Raw genomic sequence first — 21,878 nt, forward strand, 5'->3', positions numbered from 1 at the left:
GGCGGGTGTTCGTGGGGCCCGAGCGGGCTGTCAGTGGCCGGCCGGGGCCGTCAGTGGATGTCGCCCATCAGCCGGACGACCTTCTTGCGGTACATCGCCAGCGCCACACCGGCGAGCACCGCCAGCAGGCCCTGGCTGGCGAAGTACCAGGTGGATCCCGTCCCCTTGCCGACCATCAGCTGCATGATCGCGGCCACGCAGTCACCGGCGGTGACGCCCAGGAACCAGATGCCCATCATCTGGCTGCCGTACTTGGGCGGCGCCAGCTTGGTGGTGACGGAGAGGCCGACCGGGGAGAGGGTCAGCTCGCCGACGGTCTGGATCAGGTAGACCGAGGCCAGCCAGAGCGGGGTGACCTTGGCACCGCCGGAGGCGGCCGCCATCGCCAGCATCATCACCAGGAAGGAGGTGCCGATCAGCAGCAGGCCGATGGCGAACTTCATGGTGGTGCTGGGGTTCTTGCCGCGCCGGGCCAGCCAGACCCAGAGCCAGGCGAAGACCGGGGCCAGCGCCATGATGTAGAGCGGGTTGAACGACTGGAACCAGCTCGACGGGAAGCCGATGCCGAACAGCGTCGAGGAGGTCGACTCCCTGGCGAAGATGTTGAGCGTCGAGCCGGACTGGTCGTAGATCATCCAGAACACGGCGGCGGCCACGAAGAACCAGATGTAGCCGCTCATCTTGGACTGCTCGTCCGGGGCCAGGTCCTTGTCCCGCTTGATCCGGGCGAAGTAGAAGGCCGGGATCCCGATGCCGGCGACGGACAGCGGCCAGATCACCCAGCCGACGCTGAAGTTGCCGGTCAGCGCGACGACGCCGAAGAAGACACCGGTCAGGGCCAGCCAGAACATGCCCTTGCGGAGCACGGAGGACTTCTCGGCGGCGGAGATCGGCGAGGCCACCGTGCTGCTGCGCGGGCTCAGGTGCCGGCTGCCGAGCAGGTACTGGATCAGTCCGAGGGCCATGCCGGCGCCGGCCAGGGCGAAGCCGAGGTGCCAGTCGACCTTCTGGCCGACGGTGCCGATCACCAGCGGCGCGAAGAAGGCACCGGCGTTGATGCCCATGTAGAAGATCGTGAAGCCGCCGTCGCGACGGGGGTCGGTCGGCCCGTCGTAGAGGTGGCCGACCATGGTGGAGATGTTGGCCTTGAGCAGGCCGGAGCCGACGGCGATCAGGCCGAGGCCGGCGAAGAACGAGGCGGTGGCGGGCACCGCGAGCAGGAAGTGGCCGACCATGATGATCGACCCGCCGACGGCCACCGTCTTGCGGGCGCCCCAGAAGCGGTCGGCGATCCAGCCGCCCGGCAGGGCGAGCAGGTAGACCATGGCGTTGTAGACGCTGTAGATCGCGGCGCCGACGGCCGCCTCGTAGCCGAGCCCGCCGTCGCCGTGCTCGGCGACCAGGTAGAGCACCAGCAGGGCACGCATGCCGTAGAAGCTGAAGCGCTCCCACATCTCGGTCATGAAGAGGGTGGCGAGGCCGCGGGGGTGTCCCAGGAAGGTCTTGCCGCCGGGGGAGGACGGCCGCTGTACGCCGGCCTCCAGAGTCGATGACGCCATGGGTCGTGGTTCCTTGCTCTTGTGCGGCCCGTCCGCCAATGGGTGAGAGGCTGGACGGGGACCTAACCACTGTACGTGGCGATATTTGGCGCCATCAGATGACAAAAGCCATGAATAAGGTATGGCGATGGTAAAGCTTGCGACAGATTCCCTTGAGCTATCCATGGTTTGACCGCACAGATTCCTTAGGATTCAAGTCTGGAGGGTGGATTCTTCGACGAAGAAGCGGTTCTGCGGGCGGGCGTGTCGGATGATCTCCTTCCACTTGATGATCACTGTCTGTGAACTACTTCACAGCGCCGTCGCGGATACCCCGGCGGACTACCATCACCCTTATGACCTGTGTGCTGCTCGCCGAGGACGATCCGGCGATCTCCGAACCGCTCGCCCGGGCCCTGCGACGTGAGGGCTATGAGGTGCTCGTCCGCGAGGACGGTCCGACCGCACTGGCCGCCGGACTCACCGAGGAGGTCGACCTCGTCGTCCTCGACCTCGGCCTGCCCGAGATGGACGGCCTGGAGGTCTGCCGCCGCCTGCGCGCCGACGGCAAGAGCTGCCCCGTCCTGGTGCTCACCGCCCGCGCCGACGAGGTGGACACCGTGGTCGGCCTGGACGCCGGCGCCGACGACTACGTCACCAAGCCCTTCCGCCTGGCCGAACTGCTCGCCCGCGTCCGGGCCCTGCTCCGGCGCGGCAACGTCGACCAGCTCACCACCGGCGCGCACGGGGTGAAGATCGACATCGAGTCGCACCGCGCCTGGCTCGGCGAGGAGGAGCTCACCCTCTCCGCCAAGGAGTTCGAGCTCCTGCGGGTGCTGGTCCGGGACGCCGGCCGGGTGGTCACCCGCGAGGAGATCATGCGGCAGGTCTGGGACACCACCTGGTGGACCTCCACCAAGACCCTGGACATGCACATCTCCTGGCTGCGCAAGAAGCTCGGCGACGACGCGGCGAACCCCCGCTACATCGCCACCGTGCGCGGCGTGGGCTTCCGGTTCGAGAAGAATTAGCCCCGTACGGGCACAGCGGCCGGGGCGACGGCCGACGGAGCGGAACACCACGGGAGCGGCAGCGTGAAACGCCGGATGATCAACTCGCTGCTGGGCGTGGTCCTGGTGGTGGTCGTGGTGTTCTGCGTTCCGCTCGCCCTGGTCGAGAAGCGCACCATCGTCAACTCGGCCCAGGACCGGGTGGACGCGGCCGCCGTCCGGGTGCTCGCCCTGGTGGAGAACCGGCTCGCCGCGGGCGAGCCGGTCACCGGCGACAAGTTCGCCAACCAGGTCACCGACGGCAGTTACGTCGAGGTGGACATCCCCGGCCAGCCCCCCGTCTCCAGCGGTGTGCGGCCGGCCGGGACCCACCTGCTGAAGGCCGTCGAGAAGGGCAACAGCGGCGAGACCGTCATCGTCGAGCAGTCCCGCGAGGCCGTCGACCACGAGATCGCCAACATGCTGCTGCTGCTCGGCGTGGTCGCCCTGCTCGCCGTCCAGGCCGCCGTGGCCCTCGCCGTCTGGCAGGCCAAGCGGCTCGCCCGCCCGCTCACCGACCTCGCCGAGACCGCCGAACGCCTCGGCTCCGGCGACCCCCGGCCGCGCGACCGCCGCTACGGGGTGCCCGAACTCGACCGGGTCGCCGAGGTGCTGGACGTCAGCGCCGAGCGGATCGCCCGCATGCTCACCGCCGAGCGCCGGCTCGCCGCCGACGCCTCCCACCAGCTGCGCACCCCGCTCACCGCGCTCTCCATGCGGCTGGAGGAGATCACCGCGCTCGCCGAGGATCCGGAGACCGTCAAGGAGGAGGCCACCATCGCCCTCCAGCAGGTCGAGCGGCTCACCGACGTCGTCCAGCGGCTGCTCACCACCCAGCGCGACCCGCGCAGCCCCACCGCCGTCGCCTTCGACCTGGACGAGGTGGTCAAGCAGCAGGTGGAGGAGTGGGGGCCGTCGCTGCGCGGCACCGGCCGGGTGCTCCAGGTGGAGGGGCTGCGCGGGGTCACCGCCGTGGGCACCCCGGGGACGGTCGCCCAGGTGCTGGCCACGCTGATCGAGAACTCGCTGATGCACGGCGCCGGGACGATCACCCTGCGGGTGCGGACCTCCGGGACGTCGGTGGTGGTCGAGGTCCAGGACCAGGGCGCCGGGGTGCCGCCGGAGCTGGGCAACCGGGTCTTCGAGCGGGCGGTCAGCGGCCGCAACTCGACCGGGATCGGGCTGGCCGTCGCCCGGGACCTCGCGGAGGCGGACGGCGGGCGGCTGGAACTGCTCTCGCTGCGGCCGCCGGTGTTCGCGATCTTCCTCGGCCGCAGCCAGCGCGAGGACTGAACGCGGCGGCCGAACGAGACGAGGTGGGTGCCGGGCCTGCTCGGCTACTCGGCCTTGGCGTACCGGATCTGCTCGGCGGCCAGCATCAGTTCGGCCTGCGCGACGACCTCGGTGGCCCGGCCCTTGCCCTTGCCCGTGCCCGCGCTCTGGCTCGTGCCCGCGCCCTGGCCCTGGCCCTGGACCTGGTCCGCCGGGGCCTCGGCGGCCGGCTCGGGGAGCGCCTTGAAGACCCAGGTCCGGTAGGAGACGAAGCGGAACACGGTGGCGACCGCGAGCCCGGCCACCTTGGCGGCCAGCTGCTCGAAGTGCGAGTCCAGGCCGAGCACGTACACCGAGAACCCGAGCACACCGGTCTCGATCAGCATCCCGATGCCGCTGTAGAGCAGGAACAGCGTGATCTCCCGCTTGCGGGAGGCGGCGTCGCGGTCGCGGTACAGCCAGTAGCGGTAGCCGAGGTAGTTGGTGGCGATGGCGATCAGCGTGGCCGCGATGTTGGACCGCAGCGAGGCCAGGTGCAGGCCGTTGATGCAGACCCAGAAGACGGCGAAGTTGACCACCACTCCGCTCAGGCCGACGATGCCGAACTTCACCACTTCGCCCGACAGGCCGCGCAGTCTCTGCGCCAGCGAGGGGTTCGACGCTGCGGTCGTCGCCATACCGGGCTGCCTCCATGTGCCTGCGGACGAAGGGGGTCCGGCGCGGCTGCGCGGCTGCCCCTGAGCCCTGCGTGCACGCACATGATCAGACCACGCGTACCAGGACCTAGCGCTCCAGGCTACCCGCTTCCACCGATCGGCTCAGCCCCCAGGGCCCGGGTATCGTCCGGGCTCCCGGGGCGGCGGTCCGCCCGGGACAGCGGTTCCACAGGCTCCCACCGGCCCGGATATCCTGGCGGGGTGACTTCCCCGGGCAATGCGAATTTTCCAGTGGTGGGCATGATCGGCGGTGGGCAGCTGGCCCGCATGGCACACCAGGCGGGCATCCCGCTCGGGGTCAGGTTCAAACTCCTCGCCGACACGCCCCAGGACTCCGCCGCGCAGGTGGTCTCCGAGGTCGTCCTCGGCGACTACCGCGACCTCGACACCCTGCGCCGCTTCGCGGCCGGCTGTGACGTGGTCACCTTCGACCACGAGCACGTGCCGACCGAGCACCTGCGCGCCCTGCAGGCCGACGGCGTGGCCGTCCGGCCCGGCCCGCACGCGCTGGTCAACGCCCAGGACAAGGGCGTGATGCGGGCCACGCTCGATTCCATCGGCGTGCCCTGCCCGCGCCACCGCCTGGTCGCCGACCCGGCCGACGTGACCGCGTTCGCGAACGAGGGCACGGGCTACCCCGTCGTCCTGAAGACCGTGCGCGGCGGCTACGACGGCAAGGGCGTCTGGGTCGTCGACGACGAGCGGCAGGCGCAGGCGCCGTTCCTGGCGGGCGTCCCGGTGCTGGCCGAGGAGAAGGTGGACTTCGTCCGCGAGCTGGCCGCCAACGTGGTCCGCTCGCCCAGCGGCCAGGCCGTCGCCTACCCGGTGGTGGAGAGCGTCCAGGAGAACGGCGTCTGCGCCGAGGTCACCGCCCCGGCGCCGGACCTCGACCCGGCGCTCTCCGACGAGGCGCAGCAGCTGGCCCTGCGGATCGCGGGCGAGCTGGACATCACCGGCCACCTCGCGGTCGAGCTGTTCCAGACCGGGGACGGCCGCATCCTGGTCAACGAGCTGGCCATGCGGCCGCACAACTCCGGCCACTGGACCCAGGACGGCGCGGTCACCTCGCAGTTCGAGAACCACCTGCGGGCCGTGCTCGACCTGCCGCTCGGCGACCCGCGCCCGCGCGCCCGGTGGACCGTCATGGTCAACGTCCTCGGCGGCGACTACCCGGACATGTACCACGCCTTCCTGCACTGCATGGCCCGCGACCCCGGTCTGCGGATCCACATGTACGGGAAGGACGTGAAGCCCGGCCGCAAGGTCGGCCACGTCAACGTCTTCGGGGACGACCTCGACGACGTCCGCGAGCGCGCCCGCCACGCGGCCGCCTACCTGCGAGGAACGATCACCGAATGACCAACCCTGTTGTCGGCATCGTCATGGGCTCGGACTCCGACTGGCCCGTCATGGAGGCCGCGGCCAAGGCCCTGGACGAGTTCGAGATCCCGTACGAGGTGGACGTCGTCTCCGCGCACCGGATGCCGCACGAGATGATCGCGTACGGGGAGAACGCCCACAAGCGCGGGCTGAAGGCGATCATCGCGGGCGCCGGCGGTGCGGCCCATCTGCCGGGCATGCTCGCCTCCGTGACCCCGCTGCCGGTGATCGGCGTCCCGGTGCCGCTGCGCTACCTGGACGGGATGGACAGCCTGCTGTCGATCGTCCAGATGCCTGCCGGTGTGCCGGTGGCCACCGTCTCGGTGGCGGGTGCGCGCAACGCGGGGCTGCTGGCGGTGCGGATGCTGGCCGCGTTCGACCCGGAGCTGGCCGAGCGGATGACCGACTTCCAGACCGAACTGAACAGCCAGGCCACCGAGAAGGGCAAGAAGCTTCGGGCCAAGGTGGCCGGGTCCTCGTCCTTCGGCTTTGGAAAGTAGTCAAATCGGATAGAACAGCTCGTATGACATCTGAGCTGTTGGACTCCGCCGTCCTGCTGGACCGGGCCCGGTCCGTCCTCCGCACCACCCCCGTGGTGGACGGCCACAACGACCTCCCCTGGGCGATGCGCGAGCAGGCCGGCTACGACCTCGACGCGCTCGACCTGGCCGCCGACCAGAGCGCCCGGCTGCACACCGACCTCGCCCGCCTCGCCGCGGGCGGGGTCGGCGCGCAGTTCTGGTCCGTGTACGTGAGCGCCGGCCTGGCCGGCGACCACGCGGTGAGTGCCACCCTGGAGCAGATGGACTTCGTCCGGGCCCTGGTCGGGCGCTACCCCGACCGGCTCCGGCTCGCCCTCACCGCCGACGACATGGAGGCCGCCCGCGCCGAGGGCCGGATCGCCTCCCTGATGGGCGCCGAGGGCGGCCACTCCATCGACTGCTCGCTCGCCACCCTGCGGGCCCTGCACGCGCTCGGCGTCCGGTACATGACGCTCACCCACAACGACAACCTGCCGTGGGCCGACTCCGCCACCGACAAGCCGGTGGCCGGCGGCCTGACCCGGTTCGGCGAGGAGGTCGTCCGGGAGATGAACCGGCTCGGCATGCTGGTCGACCTCTCGCACGTCTCCGCCGACACCATGCGGGACGCGCTGCGGGTCACCGAGGCGCCGGTGATCTTCTCGCACTCCTCCGCGCGCGCCGTCTGCGACCACCCGCGCAACATCCCCGACGACGTGCTCGCCCAGCTGCCCGCCAACGGCGGCGTGGCGATGGCCACGTTCGTCCCCAAGTTCATCCTGCCCGCCGCCATAGCGTGGACCGTCGCCGCCGACGAGAACATGCGCGCCCACGGCTTCGACCACCTGGACACCACCCCGGCCGGGATGGCCTGCCAGCGCGCCTTCGAGGAGACCAGCCCGCGCCCGGTCGCCACCCCGGCGACCGTCGCCGACCACCTCGACCACATGCGCGAGGTCGCGGGCATCGACCACATCGGCATCGGCGGGGACTTCGACGGCACCGCCTTCCTCCCCGAGGGCCTGGACGACGTGGCCGGCTACCCCAACCTGATCGCCGAACTCCTGCGCCGCAAGTGGTCGGAGGGCGATCTCGCCAAGCTCACCTGGCACAACGCCGTGCGCGTGCTCCGCGACGCCGAGGCCGTCGCGGCCGGGCTGCGGGAGACCCGGCGGCCGTCCATCGCCACCATCGCCCAGCTGGACGGCTAGGCCCTTTTCCCCAGCGGCTTGACCCTGCCCCTGGGGCAGACGGGAGCGTGACCGGCGTGGAGGACACCCCGGAACCCCTGCTCGGCATCGGCGAGTTCGCCCGCCGGTCACGGCTCTCGCTCAAGGCCCTGCGGCTCTACGACCGCCTCGGACTGCTGCCGCCCGACCGGGTCGACGCCGGGACCGGCTACCGGTTCTACCGGAACGACCAGGTCGCCCGGGCCCGGCTGATCGTGCTGCTGCGACGGCTCGACATGCCGCTGGCCGAGGTCGCCGGAGTGCTGGCGGCCGGAGACGGCCCGGCCGGTGCCGACCGGCTGGCCGACTACTGGGCGTCCGTCGAGCGCCGGATCGCCGTGCAGCGGGAGCTGGCGGTGTACCTCCGCATCCGTCTGTCAGGAGGAGAGGGGAGCCGGGGCATGCACCGGATCGAACAGCGCGAGGTACCCGAGCAGACCGTACTGAGCGAGCAACGGCACATCAGGGTGGGTGAGTTGCCCGAGTGGATCCCGGCCGCGTCGGGCCGGCTGCAGGCCGTCGCCGACGCGCACGGGGGCGTCCACGCCGCGCCCTTCGTGGTCCTCCACGGCGAGGTGAGCGAGGACAGTGACGGCCCGGTGGAGGTCTGCGTCCCGATCGACCCCTCGCTCGCCGCGCTCGCCGGGCGGTCCGCCGCCGTCCGGGTCGAGCCGGCCCACCGCGAGCTGTACGCCCGGCTCACCCGGGCCCAGATCGAGTACCCGCAGATCCTCGGCGCCTACGACGCGGTCTACCAGGCCGTGGCGGAGCGGGGCCTGGAGGCCGCGGGCCCGGCCCGCGAGGTCTACTTCGGCCATGTCGCCACCGCACCGCCGGCCGAGCCGGTCTTGCGACGTGGCGGTGCCGGTGCGGTAAGGCCCGGGGGGCTCAGCCCAGCCGCGGGATCTCGATGGCCGGGCACTTGTCCATGACCATCGCCAGGCCCGCCGCCGTCGTCCGCTCGTAGGCGGCCTCGTCGACCACGCCGAGCTGGAACCAGACGGCCCCGGCCCCGACGGCGGCCGCCTGGTCGGCGACCTCGCCGGCCAGGGCGGAGTTCACGAACACGTCCACCACGTCCACCGGGAACGGGATCTCGGCGAGCGAGGGGTAGCCGGGCTCGCCGAGGACCGTCTCGGCCTTGGGGTGGACGGGCACGATGCGCTTGCCGTAGCGCTGGAGCACCTGGGCGACGCCGTACGCCGCGCGGGCGGTGTTGCTGGAGAGGCCCACCACCGCCCAGGTGTCGCCCTTGGCGGTGAGGATGTCGCGGACCGTCGCTTCGTCGCCGTAGCTCGTCATGCCGCTGCCAACGACGGGTCCGGGCGGGGGATTCCCGCCCGGACCCGTCGCCCTAGCTCGGACGGCCCAGCGCCCGGTACGTCCAGCCGGCCGCGCGCCAGGCGGCGGCGTCCAGGACGTTGCGTCCGTCGAGCAGCCGGCGCTCCTCGACCACGGCGCCCAGCTCGGCCGGGTCGAGGTCGCGGAACTCCTTCCACTCGGTGAGGTGCAGCACCACGTGCGCGCCCTCGGCGGCCTCCAGCGGAGACCCGGCGTAAGCCAGGCCGGGGAACATCTTGCGGGCGTTGTCCATCGCCTTCGGGTCGTACACGGTGACCTGCGCGCCCTGGAGCTGTATCTGGGCGGCGACGTTGAGCGCGGGGGAGTCCCGGATGTCGTCCGAGTTGGGCTTGAAGGCCGCGCCGAGAACGGCGACCCGGCGGCCGAGGAAGCCGCCCCCGCACTGCTCGCGGGCCAGCTCGACCATCCGGGAGCGGCGCCGCATGTTGATCGAGTCGACCTCGCGCAGGAAGGTCAGCGCCTGGTCGGCGCCCAGCTCGCCGGCCCGGGCCATGAACGCGCGGATGTCCTTGGGCAGGCAGCCGCCGCCGAAGCCGAGGCCGGAGTTGAGGAACTTGCCGCCGATCCGCTCGTCGTGGGCGAGGGCGGTGCTCAGCTGGGTGACATCGGCGCCGGCCGCCTCGCAGACCTCGGCCATCGCGTTGATGAACGAGATCTTGGTGGCGAGGAAGGAGTTGGCGGCGGCCTTGACCAGCTCCGCGGTGGCGTAGTCGGTGACCATGAACGGCACCCCGGCCGCGATCGGGTCCGCGTACACCTCGCGCAGCAACTGCTCGGCGCGCTCGCTGCGGGCGCCGACGACGATGCGGTCCGGGCGCAGGGTGTCCTGGACGGCGAAGCCCTCGCGCAGGAACTCCGGGTTCCAGGCGAGTTCGGCGCCCTCGCCGACCGGCGCGAGCGCGGCCAGCCGCTCGGCCAGCCGGCCCGCCGAGCCGACCGGCACGGTGGACTTGCCGACCACCAGCACCGGGCGGGTCAGATGCGGGGCGAGCGCATCGATCGCGGCGTCGACGTAGCTCATGTCGGCGGCGAACTCGCCCTTGCGCTGCGGGGTGTTGACGCAGACGAAGTGCACGTCGCCGAACTCGGCGGCCTCCTGGGCGGAGGTGGTGAAGCGCAGCCGGCCGGTCGAACCCTCGTGTCCGGCCACGTGTTTGAGCAGCAGCTCGGACAGGCCCGGCTCGTACATCGGGACCTGGCCCGCGGTCAGCGTGGCGATCTTCTCCGGGTCGATGTCCAGGCCCAGGACCTCGAAGCCGAACTCCGCCATGGCGGCGGCGTGGGTGGCGCCGAGATAGCCGGTACCGATCACGGAGATGCGGAGGGTCACTGGTTCCCCTTTGCGGAATCTCGACCTGGACTGACATGACCTGCGAGCATCGATGCTATCCGCCCCTACGGGCCGTCCTGCCAGCACCGATGTTTCGGCCGCCGACGGCGCGGTTTTCGGGCGGGGCGGGGCGGGCGGCGGCGCGATCCCGGCACTACCCCCGCGCGTGGGCTGTGACGGACGGCACAGTGCGCGCATGGATCCGAAGCCCGAGCGCACGGACGAATCCGCCGAGCCCGCCGGGGCCGCCGGGCCCCGGCGGGAGGGGCTCGGCATCTTCGGGCCGCCGGGGGAGGACGGCGCTCGGCGAGCGCGCGGCCGCCCAGCTCTGGGAGGCGATGCGCAACGACCGGATGGCGCGGTACTTCCAGGAGCACCGCACCGGCGACACCCTGGGAAGGACGTCAACTGACCCGGCCGGCCGGGGCACTCGCTTCGGGAATTAGAAGAAACCTACAAGGCTGTCCCGGTCGAATCGGTTGGCTTACACCCCCGAGTGGTCACCAACTCCCTGGCAGAGTGGCCGGTGAGTCGATCGCTCCCCGCACCGATCCGGGCGGGGGGTTGTATCTCCACCACAATCTCCACAACCACAGGAGGTTCGTTCGATGACTGCTGACACCAATCGCGTGGTGGTCACCGGGCTCGGGGCGACGACGCCGCTCGGCGGGGACGTCGCCTCGACCTGGGCCGCGATGCTGGCCGGGGAGTCGGGCATCCGCGCGATCGAGGAGGAGTGGGCGGCCGGGCTGCCGGTGCGGATCGCCGGGCGGCTGAAGGTGGAGCCGTCCGAGGTGCTGGACCGGGTGCGGGCCCGGCGGATGGACCGCTGCGAACAGGTGGCGCTGGTCGCCGCCCGGCAGGCGTGGGCCGACGCGGGCGCGCCCGAGGTGGACCCGGAACGGCTGGCCGTGGTGATCGGCACCGGGACGGGCGGGGCGACCACCATGCTCGCGCAGGACGACGTACTGGAGGCGTCCGGGGTGCGGAAGGTGTCGCCGCACACCGTGCCGATGCTGATGGCGAACGGTCCGGCGGCCTGGGTCAGCATCGAACTGGGCGCCCGGGCCGGCGCGCACACCCCGGTGAGCGCCTGCGCGTCCGGCGCGGAGGCGATCGCGATGGGCCTGGACCTGATCCGCCTCGGACGGGCGGACGTGGTGGTCGCGGGGGGCGCCGAGGCGTGTATCTGTCCGCTGCCGCTCGCCGGGTTCGCCCAGGCCAAGGCGCACTCCACGCGCAACGACGAGCCCGCGCGGGCGTCCCGGCCGTTCGACGTGGACCGGGACGGCTTCGTGATCGGCGAGGGCGCGGCGGTCGTCGTGCTGGAGCGGGCCGGGTTCGCCGCCGCCCGCCGGGCCCGGGCCCATGCCGCCCTCGCGGGTGCGGCGGTCACCTCGGACGCGTACCACATCACGGCGGCCGCGGCCGAGGGCCAGGTCCGCGCGATGCGGCGGGCGGTGGCCGGGGCCGGTCTCGCCCCGCAGGACATCGCCCTCGTCCACGCCCATGCCACCTCCACCCAGCTGGGCGACCTGGTCGAGGCGGAGTCGGTGACCGAGGCGATCGGCCTCCACCCGGCCGTCACCGCCACCAAGTCGATGACCGGCCACCTCTTCGGCGCGGCCGGTGCGATCGGCGCGCTGGCCGCCGTACTGGCCCTGCGCGACGGCGTCGTCCCGGCCACGCTCAACCTCGAAACCCTCGACCCGGCCGTCAAGTTGGACGTGGTCGCGGGCGCACCGCGGAAGGGTGCCCTGACCGCGGCCCTGACCAACTCCTTCGGTTTCGGCGGGCACAACGCCTCGCTGGTCTTCACACCGGCGCCCTGAGACCGGGGGCCGGGACCGCCTCAGCCGATCAGGGCGGCCGCCTCCTGCCGGGCCTGGCGGAGCCAGGCCGCGCGGGCGGTCCCGGTCGAGTCCGTCACCGTGCGGAAGACGACGCGGCGGATGTCGTCGACGCCGACGTAGGGGAGCACGCAGGCGGCCCAGATGCGGTGCAGCGGGTCGCCGAACTCGCCCAGCTCGCGCGCCTCCGGGGTGTCGGAGGTGTTCAGCACCAGCGCCCGCCCGGCCTTGAGCAGACCGGCCGGTTCGCCGTCCGCCGTGCCCAGCTTGTACGCGACGCCGGGGGCGAGCACCCGCTGGACCCAGCCGGTGAGGACGGCGGGCGGCATGCCCCACCAGTTGGGGTGGACGAGCACCAGCGCGTCGAGCGTGGCCACCTCGGCCCGGTGCAGGGCGAGTTGGGGATCACGGGGGTCGGCGGCGTCGGCGACCGTCCCGGTCTCCTCGGCGGTCAGCACGGGCTCGAACCCCTCCGCGCACAGGTCGTGCGCCAGCACCTCGCACCCGCGCCCGCGCAGCTCGTCCACCACGGCCTCGTACAGTGCGTGGTTGAAGCTGCCCGGCCGCGGGTGGGCCAGGTAGACCCCGACCCGGCCGATCGTTGCGCTCATGTCCCGTTCCCCCTGGGCGAGATGGATGATCGATGCGAGGTGATGTTAAGGCTTGTCCGGCGGGGGTAGGGTGCCGGATCGTGACCGAGCCGGAGTTCCTGACCACCGCCCGGGCGTTCTACGACGCCATCGCCGCCGACTACGCGGACCGCTACCGCGACGAGCTGGCCGTCAAGCCGCTGGACCGCGCGATGCTGGCGTCCTTCGCCGAGCTGGTGCAGGCGTCCGGCGGCGGCCCGGTGGCCGAACTGGGCTGCGGACCTGGCCGGGTGACGGCGCACCTGGACGGGCTCGGCCTGGAGATCTCCGGCATCGACCTCTCGCCGGGGATGGTCGCGCTGGCCCGCCGCACCCACCCGGGGCTGCGGTTCGAGGTGGGGTCGCTGCTCGGCCTGGACCTCGCGGACGGCGCCCTGGCCGGGGCCGTCGCCTGGTTCTCGATCATCCACACCCCGCAGGACCGCCTGCCGGAGGTGTTCGCCGAGTTCCACCGGGCGCTCGCCCCCGGCGGCCATCTGCTGCTCGCCTTCCAGGTCGGCGACGAGCCCCTCCGGGTCGAGCGGCCCTTCGGCCACCCGGTCGCGCTGGACTTCCGCCGCCAGCAGCCCGACCACATCACCGCGTTGGCCCGGACGGCCGGCCTGGAGATCACCGCCCGCCTGGTCCGCGAGCCGGTCGCGGGGGTGGAGAAGACCCCGCAGGCGTACCTGCTGGCCCGGAAGCCCTGACCCGGAAGCCCCGGCCCGGAACCCGCCCGCAGGGGTGTGCGTCCACCAGGGCATGGGGAAGCGTGCGGAGCGGTCGGCCGGGGCCGGCTGCCTGGTGGCGGCGGCCGGGGCGGTGACCGGGTTCGGGGTGTGGTTGTACGGCGCCCGGCCGGGGTTGCGGGGCGGCTTCGAGGGCGAGCGGGACCTGAGCCTGCTGTCCGTGGAGCTCCCGGCGATGGTGCTCGGCGTACCGGCCGTCGCGCTCGCGGTGTGGGCTCTGGCGTCGGCCGCGCTCCGGGGGCGGGCCGTCACCCCGGTGCTGCTGGCGGCGGTGGCGCTGGCCGCGCTGGCGTACGGTTGCCTGGCGTGGCTGGCGGCCGACTCCCGGCCGCCCGGTCCTGCCGCGGTCGCGCCGGCCGTGCGCGCGGCCCGTCTGCACCCGGTGTTCGCCGGTGGCGTACACGCCACGACGCCGTGGGGGTGTTCCCCGGGGCTGTCGCGCGTCGGGGATCCGGCCGTGCCATGATCCCTGCATGGCTTCCAACGTTTTCTTCGACATCACCATCAACGACGAGCCCGCGGGCCGCATCGTCTTCAAGCTGTACGACGACGTCGTGCCCACCACCGCCAAGAACTTCCGCGAGCTGGCCACCGGCGCGCACGGCTTCGGCTACGCGGGTTCCTCGTTCCACCGCGTCATCCCGGGCTTCATGCTCCAGGGCGGCGACTTCACCCGCGGTGACGGCACCGGCGGCAAGAGCATCTACGGCGAGAAGTTCGCGGACGAGAACTTCAAGCTGAAGCACACCAAGCCGGGCCTGCTGTCCATGGCCAACGCCGGCCGCAACACCAACGGCTCGCAGTTCTTCATCACCACCATCGTGACCGACTGGCTGGACGGCAAGCACGTCGTCTTCGGCGAGGTCGTCGAGGGCCTGGACCTGGTCACGAAGATCGAGTCGCTGGGCTCGCAGAGCGGCAGGACCAAGGCGAAGATCACCATCGCCGAGTCCGGCATCGTCGCCTGAGTACCGCCTCGCGCGCTGCTTTCCGCACCGCCCCGGAGTAGGAAGTCGGCTGGGCCGACCTTCCCCTCCGGGGCGGCGGTGTTTCCACGGCGGTCGGCCCGCTTCCGGGGTCGCCGGACCGGCCGGGCCCGACCCGCGTGCGGACACTATGCTCCTCCAGCGTGACGGACTTACAGCAACTGGCTGCCACCCGCTCGTCCTACGACGGCATCGCCGATGACTATGCCGCGCGCGTGACGACGCTGTTCGCGGAGGACCGGGTGGGCCGCCCGATGCTGGCGGGGTTCGCCGAGCTGGTGGAGGCCTACGGCGGGCAGCCGGTGGCCGACCTCGGGTGCGGTCCCGGCCATGTCACCGCGCACCTGGCCGCGCTCGGTGCGGCCGTGTTCGGGGTGGACCTCTCGCCGAGGATGGTGGAGATAGCCCGCCGGACGTATCCGGACCTGCGGTTCGAGGTGGGCTCGATGACGGCCCTGGACCTCCCCGACGGCGGACTCGGCGGGATCGTGGCCTGGTGGTCGATCGTCCACACGCCGCCGGAGGTCCTGCCGGTGGTGTTCGCGGAGTTCCGCCGGGTCCTGGCGGTGGGCGGCCACCTGCTGGTGGGGTTCCACGTCGGTGACGAGCACCTGCGCCCGGAGCGCTCGTTCGGCCGGGCGGTGTCCTACGACGTCTACCTGTCGCAGCCCGATCGCCTTGCCGAACTGCTGGGCGAGGCCGGGATCGCCGTCACCGCGCGGCTGGTGTGCGAGGGGCGGAAGTGGCCGCAGGCGGTGCTGCTGGGGCAGAAGTCCGCTGCGGCGCGCCACGGTTGAGCGGCGACTGAGCGGCGTCGAAGGTCAGCCTTCGAGGAGCGCCTGGCGGACGGCGGGCTCGACGAGTTCGGCGATCGCGCGCTGGCCCTGCTCGTTGGGGTGGAAGAAGGTCTGCCGCCGGCCCGGGGCGAGGCCGGCGCAGGACGCGGCCGGCCAGTCGCTCCCGGGGGCCGCGGTGCCGCAGAACCCCTCCAGCCACTTCACCTCGGCGGGCCGGCAGGCGTCGTGGCCCCGGCTCGCGGTGTCGGTGTCGACGAAGCGGTCGCCGAAGTAGCCGGAGACGGCCCGGATGGTGCTGTTGAGGCGCTGCTCCAGCTCCCGCAGCCAGGGGATGTCCGCCCGCGCGAGGGTGGACGTCCCGGTGGGGTCCCCGTAGCCGCACTCACCGGGGTCGGCGGGCAGCAGGGACGGGTAGCCGATCGTGATCACCTTGGCGTTCGGGGCCTTGCGGTGGACGTCGCCGAGCATGGTGACGTAGTCGTCCTCGATCCGGTCGAGGCGGTCCGCGATGCTCTTCACGCCCGCGGGCGGGTTCTCGTAGTAGTCCCGGCAGGGCTGCCCCCGGCCGTCGGCGGCGCCGAGCGCGAGACATCGGGTGATCAGCTCGCCGAACGGCAGGCTGTTCCCGCCGACCCCGACGGTGACGACGTCGGTCCGGTCGTCGATCCCGGCCCGCTCGATCTGCGGTGGCACCTGCGGCCAGCCGCCGGCCGGCTCCGCCGGGTCGTCCACGCCGGCGCCCCGGCCGATCGGGGTCTGCGGTTCCCTGGTGAGGTGCGGGATCGCCGCGTTGCCGCAGCTGACGTCGCGGAGCTCCACGAACAGCCCTTCAGGGGGGTACGCGTGGAGCCGCCGGTTGACCACGTCCGGGTAGGAGCCCGGGGTCCGCTCGCATCCGTCGGGGTGGTCGTCGCGCCGCCCGGTGAAGAGGCCGGCGGTGTAGGAGTCGCCCAGCGCCACCCAGGTGTAGTGGTCCCCGCCACGCACCGCCGCGGTGGCGGGTACGGCCGTGGGCGCGGCCAGCGCCAGCGCCGCGGCGGCCGGCCAGAACCTCTTGCCTCGCATGCTGTCCCTTCCTGCCGAGGCGGCGCACGGGAGTGCGGTCACGCCGTTGTGCCCGGCGGTCGCGTGGCGACGCGGAACCGTCACCACGGGTGCACGGTACGTGACGGCAGGTGCCTCCGCCGCGCGCCGGAAGGCGGCCCCGGCGAGGCCTCGCCGTTCTGCTCAGGACCAAAGGGGTGAAGGGGTTCACCCTTTCAGCGTTTCGTCTGCGAATCACCGCGTCGGCGGCGTGTAGCTTCCGTGCCGACGCGGCTGCCGCACAACCGTCCTGTCGCGTCGTCAACTCCCCGTCGAGAGGACGCAGTAGATGCGACGCAACGCCCTGGCCGCCTGTTCCCTGGCGGCCGCCCTGCTGGTCACCGGGGCGGCCGCCACCGAGAGCGCGGCCGCGACGGCCGTGGTCGACCCGGCACCCCAGGACTGCCCGAGGGAGGCCGACCGGCCGACGCCGGACGATCTCAAGAAGTACTACTGCGGTTTCAAGGAGTTGGGCCCCGCGACCCTGCCCGCCGGGCAGCCGGTCGCGGCGCTGCTCAAGGACTACCGGCGTTTCGGGGGGTTGACGCCCGACGACTTCCTGAAGTGGTACCGGGAGGGCCTGAACTGGAAGTACCCGGCCAACAACGGCTTCAGGGACGACGGAGACAAGTTCGACGAGACCGTGGTCTCGCTCCCCATGGGCAAGCTGCTCGATCGCTTCGGTGAGAACTCCGGCGGGTTCCTGGCCGACGCGGGGACCTCCTTCGCGCAGCGGTCGCTGACACCGCAGAGCCTCGACTACGAGGTCGACCAGAAGCCGACGAGCGGGTACCACTGCTTCTCGGTGCTGAATCCGTTCAGCGTCCAGGAGGGGCACATCGCGGCGGCGTACGCCCAGCCGGGCAACGGCGTCCAGCAGTGGCTGGACCCGGCCTTGACGCCGAAGGAGCTGAAGGACGCGGGCGAGAAGTTCAGCCCCGAGAACCTCATCAAGCATCACTACCTGCAGGAGGAGAAGCCCGAGACGTGCGCGGCCACCGGCTGAGGCCGGATCGCGGGCGGCCGGCCGGGGCGGGCGGGCTCAGCAGCTCTCCTCGACGTAGAGGAGCGTCCGGCCGTCCCCGGAGGCGAACTCGTACGGGCGGTAGCTCGGCGTACAGGTGGCACCGAGCAGGTTCTTGATCGCGTGCCAGGTCGTGGCCCGGCCGGTGGAAGGCACATGGCGGAAGTGCCCTCCACCGCCCTCTCCGATGATCATCTCGTCGGCCTGAAGTGCCAGACGCTTGGCGAGATTCCGCTGGAGCGGGCCGCGGACCTTCCGCCACCGCTGACCGGTGTCGTCGACGAACTCCTCACGACCGGCGGGGGACGGGATGCCCCTGCCGTACGAGTCCCGGGCCGGCGGCAGGGCGGCCATCATCTCTGCCAGTGTCGTGGTCTGTGAACGCTTCTCGGACATGGCCCAAGCCTCTCAGGAGACGGAAGCCGGGTCCGGGCCGGACGGCCGGGCAGGGTGGAGGCGGGTGGCGTGCCAGGTGCTGTTGCGGCCGGCGGCTTCGCGGTAGGCGATGCGCTGGACGGCGGTGAGGAGGCGGTAGAGGGAGAGGACGGCATCGGACTCGTCGGCCTCGTAGCCGAGTTCGTGGATGAAGGCTTCGAGCTGGGGCCAGTCGAAGTCGTCGGGGGCCGGGGGGAGCAGGGCGGGGAGGAGATAGCGGTCGGTGTGCGCGGTGAAGGCGGTGGCCACGGCGTAGCGGGTGGCGGCTAGCGCGTTGGTGAGCAGCAGGTCGAGGGGCGGGGCTGGGGTGTCTGACACGACGGGCTGCGCCTTTCCGAGGAGGGGCGGGGTCTCCCGTGGGGCCCTCACCGGTTCGGTGCGGCCCCCGCGGGTGGTGTGCAGGGTAGGTGGTGGAACCGGGCTGGTGGGCGAATCCGCTGGCCGTGGGTGTGCCGGTGTGTTGATGCGTTCACCCCGAGGGGTCGGATCGGCAGGTTCGGGTCCGAACCGTTCTGGTGGCCGATCCATACCCGTTGGCGTGCGGCGGACACGGCGATTCCGGGTTTCTTGTGCGGCGCACCGGTGGGCGGTGACGCCCGTGCGCCCCCGTGATCGGCAACGCGGCGGGAGCCGCCCCGGTCGCGTGCCACCCATCGGCTTCCGGGCACAATGGGTGGCACGGGGCTGCCGTCGAAGCACGGTGCCACAAGGGGGAGTTGAGATGCAGAGTACGAATGCCGGCCTCGTTCTGGCCGTGCCGGCCGTCGGCCTGGTGGTGTTACGGCAGCTGCGCACCCGGCCGGTGCGGCGCATCGGCTCGTTGATCACTCCGGCGCTCCTCGGCGTCCTGGGCGCCGTGGGGATCGCCGCCGGTGTCGCCTCGGTCGCCAAGGAGCGCTCGCTGACCGCGACGCCCGTCGTCCTTCTGGTGGCGAGCCTGGCCGTCGCGGCGGGCTTCGGCGTGGCCAGGGCGCGGACGGTCCGGGTCTGGCGCGATTCCGGGGACGAGGTGCTGCGCAGGGGGACGGTGGTCACGACCGGGCTGTGGGTGGCCTCGGTGACCGTGCACGCGGCTCTGGGCCTGTGGATCGACCACGCGGCTGGGGCCGGGGTGCTGGGGACGGTCTCGCTGTACGCGTACCTGGCGATCGGCCTGGGGGTGCAGAACCTCCTGGTGCGCGGGCGGGCCGCCGCGCTGTGACCCCGGCCCGACGCGGCCCGGCCGCGCGGTCGGCCGGTCGGGCGGTCAGCCGGACGCGCGGACCAGGAGGCGGGGGCGGGGGCCGGTGACCGACGGGCCGCCCGAGCCCTGCAGCAGGTGCTCGATCGCGGTGGCGACGGCGGCGGCGGTGTCGGCGGGGTCGTAGTACGTCGTGGTCAGTGCGGGCCGGAGCGCCGCGCCGAGCGGCAGGTTGCCCGAGCCGACCACGGCGACGTCGCCGGGGACGTCGAGCCCGGCGTCCCTGAGTTCCTGGATCAGCACCAGGGCGAACTCGTCGTTGTACGCGTAGACGGCGTCCGGGCGCAGGGCCGGATCGCGCCAGGCGGCCGCCGCGGCGGCGAGGGCTCCGTCGTCCAGCTCGCAGTCGACCCGCTGGACCGGCACGCCCGCGGCTCCGGCGGCCGCGGTGACGGCCTCGAAGCGGGCGCGGCCGACGGCGGCGATGTCGCCCCCGGGCACGAGGCAGGCGAGGCGGCGGCGGCCGCTGTCGATCAGGTGACGGGTGGCCAGCTCGGCGACGGCGGCGCCGGCCACCACCAGCGTCGGCGCGTACGGCAGTGCGCGCGGGCCGGTCAGCAGGACGGCGTCCACTCCGGCGCGGCGCAGGAACGCGGCGGCCTCGGGCGGGCAGCGGTCCGCGTCCGCGACGACGGCGGCCGGGCGCAGCTGGGCCCAGGCCCTGGCGCCGTCCACGCCTTCGGCCCTCCGGTCGCCGTGGAGCAGGAGGTTCAGGCCGCGCCGGGAGAGTTCCTGGCTGAGCGCCTCGAAGTACCGGTGCCGGGTCGGCCCCATGGGCAGCCGGGGCATCGGGGCCAGCACCAGATCGCTGCGGCCGGAGCGGAGCGTGCGCGCGGTGCTGTGGGGGGTGTAGCCGAGTTCCCGTACGGCCGCCAGGACGCGCAGGCGGGCCTGCTCCCCGATCGGGCGCTCGGAGCGGCCGTTGAGGACGTACGAGACCGTGGCCCGGGAGACGCCGGCGAGCCGGGCCACGTCCGCGCTGGTGGGCCGCCGTCCGCCCCGGGGGGTTTCGTGGTCGGCGGTGTCGTACGCGGTCATGCGCGCACCCTAACCGACGCTGCGGCACGTGTCACCCGAACAGTTGGTGAACGGGCATGGGTGCCGGAAAACACCAGGTGAAAGCTGGCTGAGGGGCTTTGCCGGTGTCGTTGACACGTGTCACCTTGGCGGTGCACTCCGGCGGTGACACGTGTCAACGCCGCCCACCCCAGTACCAAGGAACGGCCCATGGACCAGCGCCCGAACTTCGTGATCTTCATGCCGGACCAGCTGCGCGCCGACGCCCTCGGCACCTTCGGCAACCCCCTCGTCCGCACCCCGCACCTGGACGCGCTCGCCGCCCGCGGCACCCGCTTCGACAACGCCTACGTCCAGCACCCGGTCTGCTCCCCGAGCCGGGCCTCCCTGCTCACCGGCTGGTACCCGCACACGGCCGGCCACCGCACCCTCACCCACCTGCTCAAGCCGCACGAGCCCAACCTGCTGCGCATCCTCAAGGACGCCGGCTACCACCTCGCCTTCGCCGGCGCGCGCGGCGACACCTTCGCGCCCGGGGTGGCCGAGGAGAGCGTCCACGAGTACGGCTTCGCCGCCCCGCCGACCTCCGACTACGGCCGCCCCTACCCCGACGGCATCTGGTCCCGGCTGTTCTACAAGGGCCGGCTGCCCGACGACGACGGCACCGACTTCGACGAGGCGGCGGTGTGCACCGCCGAGGAGTGGCTGCGGGAGCCGCCCGCCCGGCCCTGGGTGCTCTTCCTCCCGCTGGTCGCGCCGCACTGCCCGTTCCAGGCGCAGGATCCCTGGTTCTCCCAGTACGACCGCGACGCCGTCCCCGACCCGGTGCCGCCGGGCGACCCGGCCGGCGAGCCCCGTTACATGCGGGCGATCCGTGAGAGCTACGGGCTCGACCGGGTCGAACCGGAGCAGTGGCGGGAGGTGACCGCCACGTACTACGGCATGGTCTCGCGCCTCGACCACCACCTCGGCCGGGTGATGTCCGCCGTCGAGCGGGCCGGCGCCGCCGACCGCACCGTCACGCTCTTCTTCGCCGACCATGGCGAGTACTTGGGCGACTACGGCCTGATCGAGAAGTTCCCGTCCGCGATGCACGACTGCATCACCCGGGACCCGCTGGTCATCAGCGGCCCCGGCCTCGGCCTCGGCGAGGGCCAGGTCTGCGACGGGATGGTGGAGTTGGTGGACATCCTGCCCACCGTCCTCGAACTGGCCGGAGTGCAGGCCCCGCACCGTCACTTCGGGCGCAGCCTGGTACCGCTGCTGCACGATTCGGCGGCGCCGCACCGCCAGTACGCCTTCACCGAGGGCGGTTTCACCGTCGAGGAGGAACCGCAGCTGGAGCAGGCGCCGTTCCCCTACGACCGGAAGGCCGCACTGCAGCACGAGGACCCGGCGCTGGTCGGCAAGGCGATCGCGGTACGGGACCAGGAGTGGACCTACGTCTGGCGCCTGTACGAGCAGCCCGAGCTCTACCACCGCGCCACCGATCCGCACGAGCGCACCAACCTCGCCGGCCGCCCGCAGCACGCCGGTACCGAGGCCCGCCTGCGCGAGGCCGTCCTGCGCTGGTCGGTCGAAACGGCCGACGTGATCCCCTACGAGTCCGACCCGCGCCGGGCCGACGTCGCGCTCCCCGCCCCGGGGGCGACCCGGGCGCAGCCGTAGAGG

23 protein-coding genes are annotated in these 21,878 nt (G+C 72.5%); 14 read left to right on the forward strand and 9 right to left on the reverse strand.

Annotated features, from left to right (window positions below; all coding sequences use genetic code 11):
• Window positions 1–50 precede the first annotated feature (50 nt).
• Window positions 51–1,559: a peptide MFS transporter gene (locus ACIO5D_RS06565; protein ID WP_400794067.1), complete on the reverse strand. Its 1,509-nt coding sequence runs from the start codon at window positions 1,557–1,559 to the stop codon at window positions 51–53.
• Window positions 1,560–1,894: 335 nt separating this feature from the next.
• Here ACIO5D_RS06565 and ACIO5D_RS06570 point away from each other — a divergent pair, with 335 nt between their 5' ends.
• Both ACIO5D_RS06570 and ACIO5D_RS06575 read left to right on the forward strand, forming a co-directional pair.
• The gene (locus tag ACIO5D_RS06570) at window positions 1,895–2,569 is read left to right on the forward strand and encodes a response regulator transcription factor (RefSeq protein ID WP_030290974.1); all 675 of its coding nucleotides are present in this window, start codon (window positions 1,895–1,897) and stop codon (window positions 2,567–2,569) included.
• 63 nt (window positions 2,570–2,632) lie between these two features.
• On the forward strand, window positions 2,633–3,880 hold the full coding sequence (locus tag ACIO5D_RS06575) for an ATP-binding protein (protein ID WP_363605707.1): 1,248 nt from the start codon (window positions 2,633–2,635) through the stop codon (window positions 3,878–3,880).
• Between the two features lie 44 nt (window positions 3,881–3,924).
• Here ACIO5D_RS06575 and ACIO5D_RS06580 read toward each other — a convergent pair whose 3' ends face one another.
• Window positions 3,925–4,536 carry a GtrA family protein gene (locus tag ACIO5D_RS06580; RefSeq protein WP_400794069.1) on the reverse strand — a complete coding sequence of 204 codons (612 nt, stop codon included), beginning with the start codon at window positions 4,534–4,536 and terminating at the stop codon, window positions 3,925–3,927.
• A 240-nt stretch (window positions 4,537–4,776) separates the two neighbouring features.
• Here ACIO5D_RS06580 and ACIO5D_RS06585 point away from each other — a divergent pair, with 240 nt between their 5' ends.
• Genes ACIO5D_RS06585 through ACIO5D_RS06600 form a run of 4 tightly spaced genes read left to right on the forward strand, consistent with a single transcriptional unit; the run spans window position 4,777 to window position 8,637 of the window.
• Entirely contained in the window at window positions 4,777–5,934 is a 1,158-nt protein-coding gene (locus ACIO5D_RS06585) for a 5-(carboxyamino)imidazole ribonucleotide synthase (RefSeq protein ID WP_363605711.1), read from the forward strand.
• Window positions 5,931–6,455: a 5-(carboxyamino)imidazole ribonucleotide mutase gene (gene purE / locus ACIO5D_RS06590; protein ID WP_400653216.1), complete on the forward strand. Its 525-nt coding sequence runs from the start codon at window positions 5,931–5,933 to the stop codon at window positions 6,453–6,455. The genes ACIO5D_RS06585 and purE overlap by 4 nt, the downstream gene beginning before the upstream one ends.
• A gap of 23 nt (window positions 6,456–6,478) precedes the next feature.
• The gene (locus ACIO5D_RS06595; RefSeq protein WP_363605715.1) at window positions 6,479–7,687 is read left to right on the forward strand and encodes a dipeptidase; all 1,209 of its coding nucleotides are present in this window, start codon (window positions 6,479–6,481) and stop codon (window positions 7,685–7,687) included.
• Window positions 7,688–7,743: 56 nt separating this feature from the next.
• Window positions 7,744–8,637 (forward strand): MerR family transcriptional regulator, encoded by an 894-nt coding sequence (locus ACIO5D_RS06600; protein WP_400794071.1) that lies wholly within the window; start codon window positions 7,744–7,746, stop codon window positions 8,635–8,637.
• On the opposite strand, the gene ACIO5D_RS06605 is transcribed toward ACIO5D_RS06600, so the two are convergent.
• Both ACIO5D_RS06605 and ACIO5D_RS06610 read right to left on the reverse strand, forming a co-directional pair.
• Window positions 8,594–9,007: a CoA-binding protein gene (locus tag ACIO5D_RS06605; RefSeq protein WP_363605719.1), complete on the reverse strand. Its 414-nt coding sequence runs from the start codon at window positions 9,005–9,007 to the stop codon at window positions 8,594–8,596. The genes ACIO5D_RS06600 and ACIO5D_RS06605 overlap by 44 nt on opposite strands.
• 52 nt (window positions 9,008–9,059) lie before the next feature.
• Entirely contained in the window at window positions 9,060–10,397 is a 1,338-nt protein-coding gene (locus tag ACIO5D_RS06610) for a UDP-glucose dehydrogenase family protein (protein WP_400794073.1), read from the reverse strand.
• 608 nt (window positions 10,398–11,005) lie between these two features.
• On the opposite strand from ACIO5D_RS06610, the gene ACIO5D_RS06615 reads away from it, so the two are divergent.
• On the forward strand, window positions 11,006–12,229 hold the full coding sequence (locus ACIO5D_RS06615; RefSeq protein ID WP_400794075.1) for a beta-ketoacyl-[acyl-carrier-protein] synthase family protein: 1,224 nt from the start codon (window positions 11,006–11,008) through the stop codon (window positions 12,227–12,229).
• A gap of 20 nt (window positions 12,230–12,249) precedes the next feature.
• Here the strand turns inward: ACIO5D_RS06615 and ACIO5D_RS06620 are convergent, their stop codons facing one another.
• On the reverse strand, window positions 12,250–12,858 hold the full coding sequence (locus tag ACIO5D_RS06620; RefSeq protein WP_363605725.1) for an NAD(P)H-dependent oxidoreductase: 609 nt from the start codon (window positions 12,856–12,858) through the stop codon (window positions 12,250–12,252).
• 80 nt (window positions 12,859–12,938) lie between these two features.
• Here ACIO5D_RS06620 and ACIO5D_RS06625 point away from each other — a divergent pair, with 80 nt between their 5' ends.
• The 4 genes from ACIO5D_RS06625 to ACIO5D_RS06640 all read left to right on the forward strand — a co-directional run bounded on the left by ACIO5D_RS06625 (window position 12,939) and on the right by ACIO5D_RS06640 (window position 15,408).
• Window positions 12,939–13,586, forward strand: a complete 648-nt coding sequence (locus ACIO5D_RS06625) for a class I SAM-dependent DNA methyltransferase (RefSeq protein ID WP_400794077.1) — start codon at window positions 12,939–12,941, stop codon at window positions 13,584–13,586.
• Window positions 13,587–13,638: 52 nt separating this feature from the next.
• Window positions 13,639–14,091: a hypothetical protein gene (locus tag ACIO5D_RS06630; protein ID WP_400794079.1), complete on the forward strand. Its 453-nt coding sequence runs from the start codon at window positions 13,639–13,641 to the stop codon at window positions 14,089–14,091.
• 7 nt (window positions 14,092–14,098) lie between these two features.
• Window positions 14,099–14,593 carry a peptidylprolyl isomerase gene (locus tag ACIO5D_RS06635; protein ID WP_400756083.1) on the forward strand — a complete coding sequence of 165 codons (495 nt, stop codon included), beginning with the start codon at window positions 14,099–14,101 and terminating at the stop codon, window positions 14,591–14,593.
• 161 nt (window positions 14,594–14,754) lie between these two features.
• Entirely contained in the window at window positions 14,755–15,408 is a 654-nt protein-coding gene (locus ACIO5D_RS06640; protein ID WP_363605733.1) for a class I SAM-dependent methyltransferase, read from the forward strand.
• 24 nt (window positions 15,409–15,432) lie between these two features.
• Here the strand turns inward: ACIO5D_RS06640 and ACIO5D_RS06645 are convergent, their stop codons facing one another.
• Window positions 15,433–16,473 (reverse strand): SGNH/GDSL hydrolase family protein, encoded by a 1,041-nt coding sequence (locus ACIO5D_RS06645; RefSeq protein ID WP_400794081.1) that lies wholly within the window; start codon window positions 16,471–16,473, stop codon window positions 15,433–15,435.
• Between the two features lie 307 nt (window positions 16,474–16,780).
• On the opposite strand from ACIO5D_RS06645, the gene ACIO5D_RS06650 reads away from it, so the two are divergent.
• Window positions 16,781–17,497 (forward strand): TNT domain-containing protein, encoded by a 717-nt coding sequence (locus ACIO5D_RS06650; protein ID WP_400794083.1) that lies wholly within the window; start codon window positions 16,781–16,783, stop codon window positions 17,495–17,497.
• Window positions 17,498–17,533: 36 nt separating this feature from the next.
• Here ACIO5D_RS06650 and ACIO5D_RS06655 read toward each other — a convergent pair whose 3' ends face one another.
• Both ACIO5D_RS06655 and ACIO5D_RS06660 read right to left on the reverse strand, forming a co-directional pair.
• Entirely contained in the window at window positions 17,534–17,911 is a 378-nt protein-coding gene (locus ACIO5D_RS06655; protein ID WP_363605739.1) for a hypothetical protein, read from the reverse strand.
• A gap of 12 nt (window positions 17,912–17,923) precedes the next feature.
• The gene (locus ACIO5D_RS06660; protein ID WP_400794085.1) at window positions 17,924–18,268 is read right to left on the reverse strand and encodes a hypothetical protein; all 345 of its coding nucleotides are present in this window, start codon (window positions 18,266–18,268) and stop codon (window positions 17,924–17,926) included.
• 403 nt (window positions 18,269–18,671) lie between these two features.
• On the opposite strand from ACIO5D_RS06660, the gene ACIO5D_RS06665 reads away from it, so the two are divergent.
• Window positions 18,672–19,151 (forward strand): hypothetical protein, encoded by a 480-nt coding sequence (locus ACIO5D_RS06665; protein ID WP_400794087.1) that lies wholly within the window; start codon window positions 18,672–18,674, stop codon window positions 19,149–19,151.
• 45 nt (window positions 19,152–19,196) lie between these two features.
• Here the strand turns inward: ACIO5D_RS06665 and ACIO5D_RS06670 are convergent, their stop codons facing one another.
• Window positions 19,197–20,228, reverse strand: a complete 1,032-nt coding sequence (locus ACIO5D_RS06670; protein WP_400794089.1) for a LacI family DNA-binding transcriptional regulator — start codon at window positions 20,226–20,228, stop codon at window positions 19,197–19,199.
• 189 nt (window positions 20,229–20,417) lie between these two features.
• Between ACIO5D_RS06670 and ACIO5D_RS06675 the strand changes: the two genes are divergently transcribed.
• Window positions 20,418–21,875, forward strand: a complete 1,458-nt coding sequence (locus ACIO5D_RS06675; protein WP_400794091.1) for a sulfatase-like hydrolase/transferase — start codon at window positions 20,418–20,420, stop codon at window positions 21,873–21,875.
• Window positions 21,876–21,878: the final 3 nt, after the last annotated feature.

It is taken from the genome of Kitasatospora sp. NPDC087315, from assembly GCF_044744345.1.
Classification (GTDB): domain Bacteria; phylum Actinomycetota; class Actinomycetes; order Streptomycetales; family Streptomycetaceae; genus Kitasatospora.

What these genes read in the sequence shown, in the direction of transcription:
- ACIO5D_RS06565 (WP_400794067.1), bottom strand. Translation starts at nt 1,559, where the DNA reads ATGGCGTCATCGACTCTGGAGGCCGGCGTACAGCGGCCGTCCTCCCCC.
- ACIO5D_RS06570 (WP_030290974.1), top strand. Translation starts at nt 1,895, where the DNA reads ATGACCTGTGTGCTGCTCGCCGAGGACGATCCGGCGATCTCCGAACCG.
- ACIO5D_RS06580 (WP_400794069.1), bottom strand. Translation starts at nt 4,536, where the DNA reads ATGGCGACGACCGCAGCGTCGAACCCCTCGCTGGCGCAGAGACTGCGC.
- purE (WP_400653216.1), top strand. Translation starts at nt 5,931, where the DNA reads ATGACCAACCCTGTTGTCGGCATCGTCATGGGCTCGGACTCCGACTGG.
- ACIO5D_RS06595 (WP_363605715.1), top strand. Translation starts at nt 6,479, where the DNA reads ATGACATCTGAGCTGTTGGACTCCGCCGTCCTGCTGGACCGGGCCCGG.
- ACIO5D_RS06605 (WP_363605719.1), bottom strand. Translation starts at nt 9,007, where the DNA reads ATGACGAGCTACGGCGACGAAGCGACGGTCCGCGACATCCTCACCGCC.
- ACIO5D_RS06615 (WP_400794075.1), top strand. Translation starts at nt 11,006, where the DNA reads ATGACTGCTGACACCAATCGCGTGGTGGTCACCGGGCTCGGGGCGACG.
- ACIO5D_RS06620 (WP_363605725.1), bottom strand. Translation starts at nt 12,858, where the DNA reads ATGAGCGCAACGATCGGCCGGGTCGGGGTCTACCTGGCCCACCCGCGG.
- ACIO5D_RS06630 (WP_400794079.1), top strand. Translation starts at nt 13,639, where the DNA reads ATGGGGAAGCGTGCGGAGCGGTCGGCCGGGGCCGGCTGCCTGGTGGCG.
- ACIO5D_RS06635 (WP_400756083.1), top strand. Translation starts at nt 14,099, where the DNA reads ATGGCTTCCAACGTTTTCTTCGACATCACCATCAACGACGAGCCCGCG.
- ACIO5D_RS06645 (WP_400794081.1), bottom strand. Translation starts at nt 16,473, where the DNA reads ATGCGAGGCAAGAGGTTCTGGCCGGCCGCCGCGGCGCTGGCGCTGGCC.
- ACIO5D_RS06650 (WP_400794083.1), top strand. Translation starts at nt 16,781, where the DNA reads ATGCGACGCAACGCCCTGGCCGCCTGTTCCCTGGCGGCCGCCCTGCTG.
- ACIO5D_RS06655 (WP_363605739.1), bottom strand. Translation starts at nt 17,911, where the DNA reads ATGTCCGAGAAGCGTTCACAGACCACGACACTGGCAGAGATGATGGCC.
- ACIO5D_RS06665 (WP_400794087.1), top strand. Translation starts at nt 18,672, where the DNA reads ATGCAGAGTACGAATGCCGGCCTCGTTCTGGCCGTGCCGGCCGTCGGC.
- ACIO5D_RS06670 (WP_400794089.1), bottom strand. Translation starts at nt 20,228, where the DNA reads ATGACCGCGTACGACACCGCCGACCACGAAACCCCCCGGGGCGGACGG.
- ACIO5D_RS06675 (WP_400794091.1), top strand. Translation starts at nt 20,418, where the DNA reads ATGGACCAGCGCCCGAACTTCGTGATCTTCATGCCGGACCAGCTGCGC.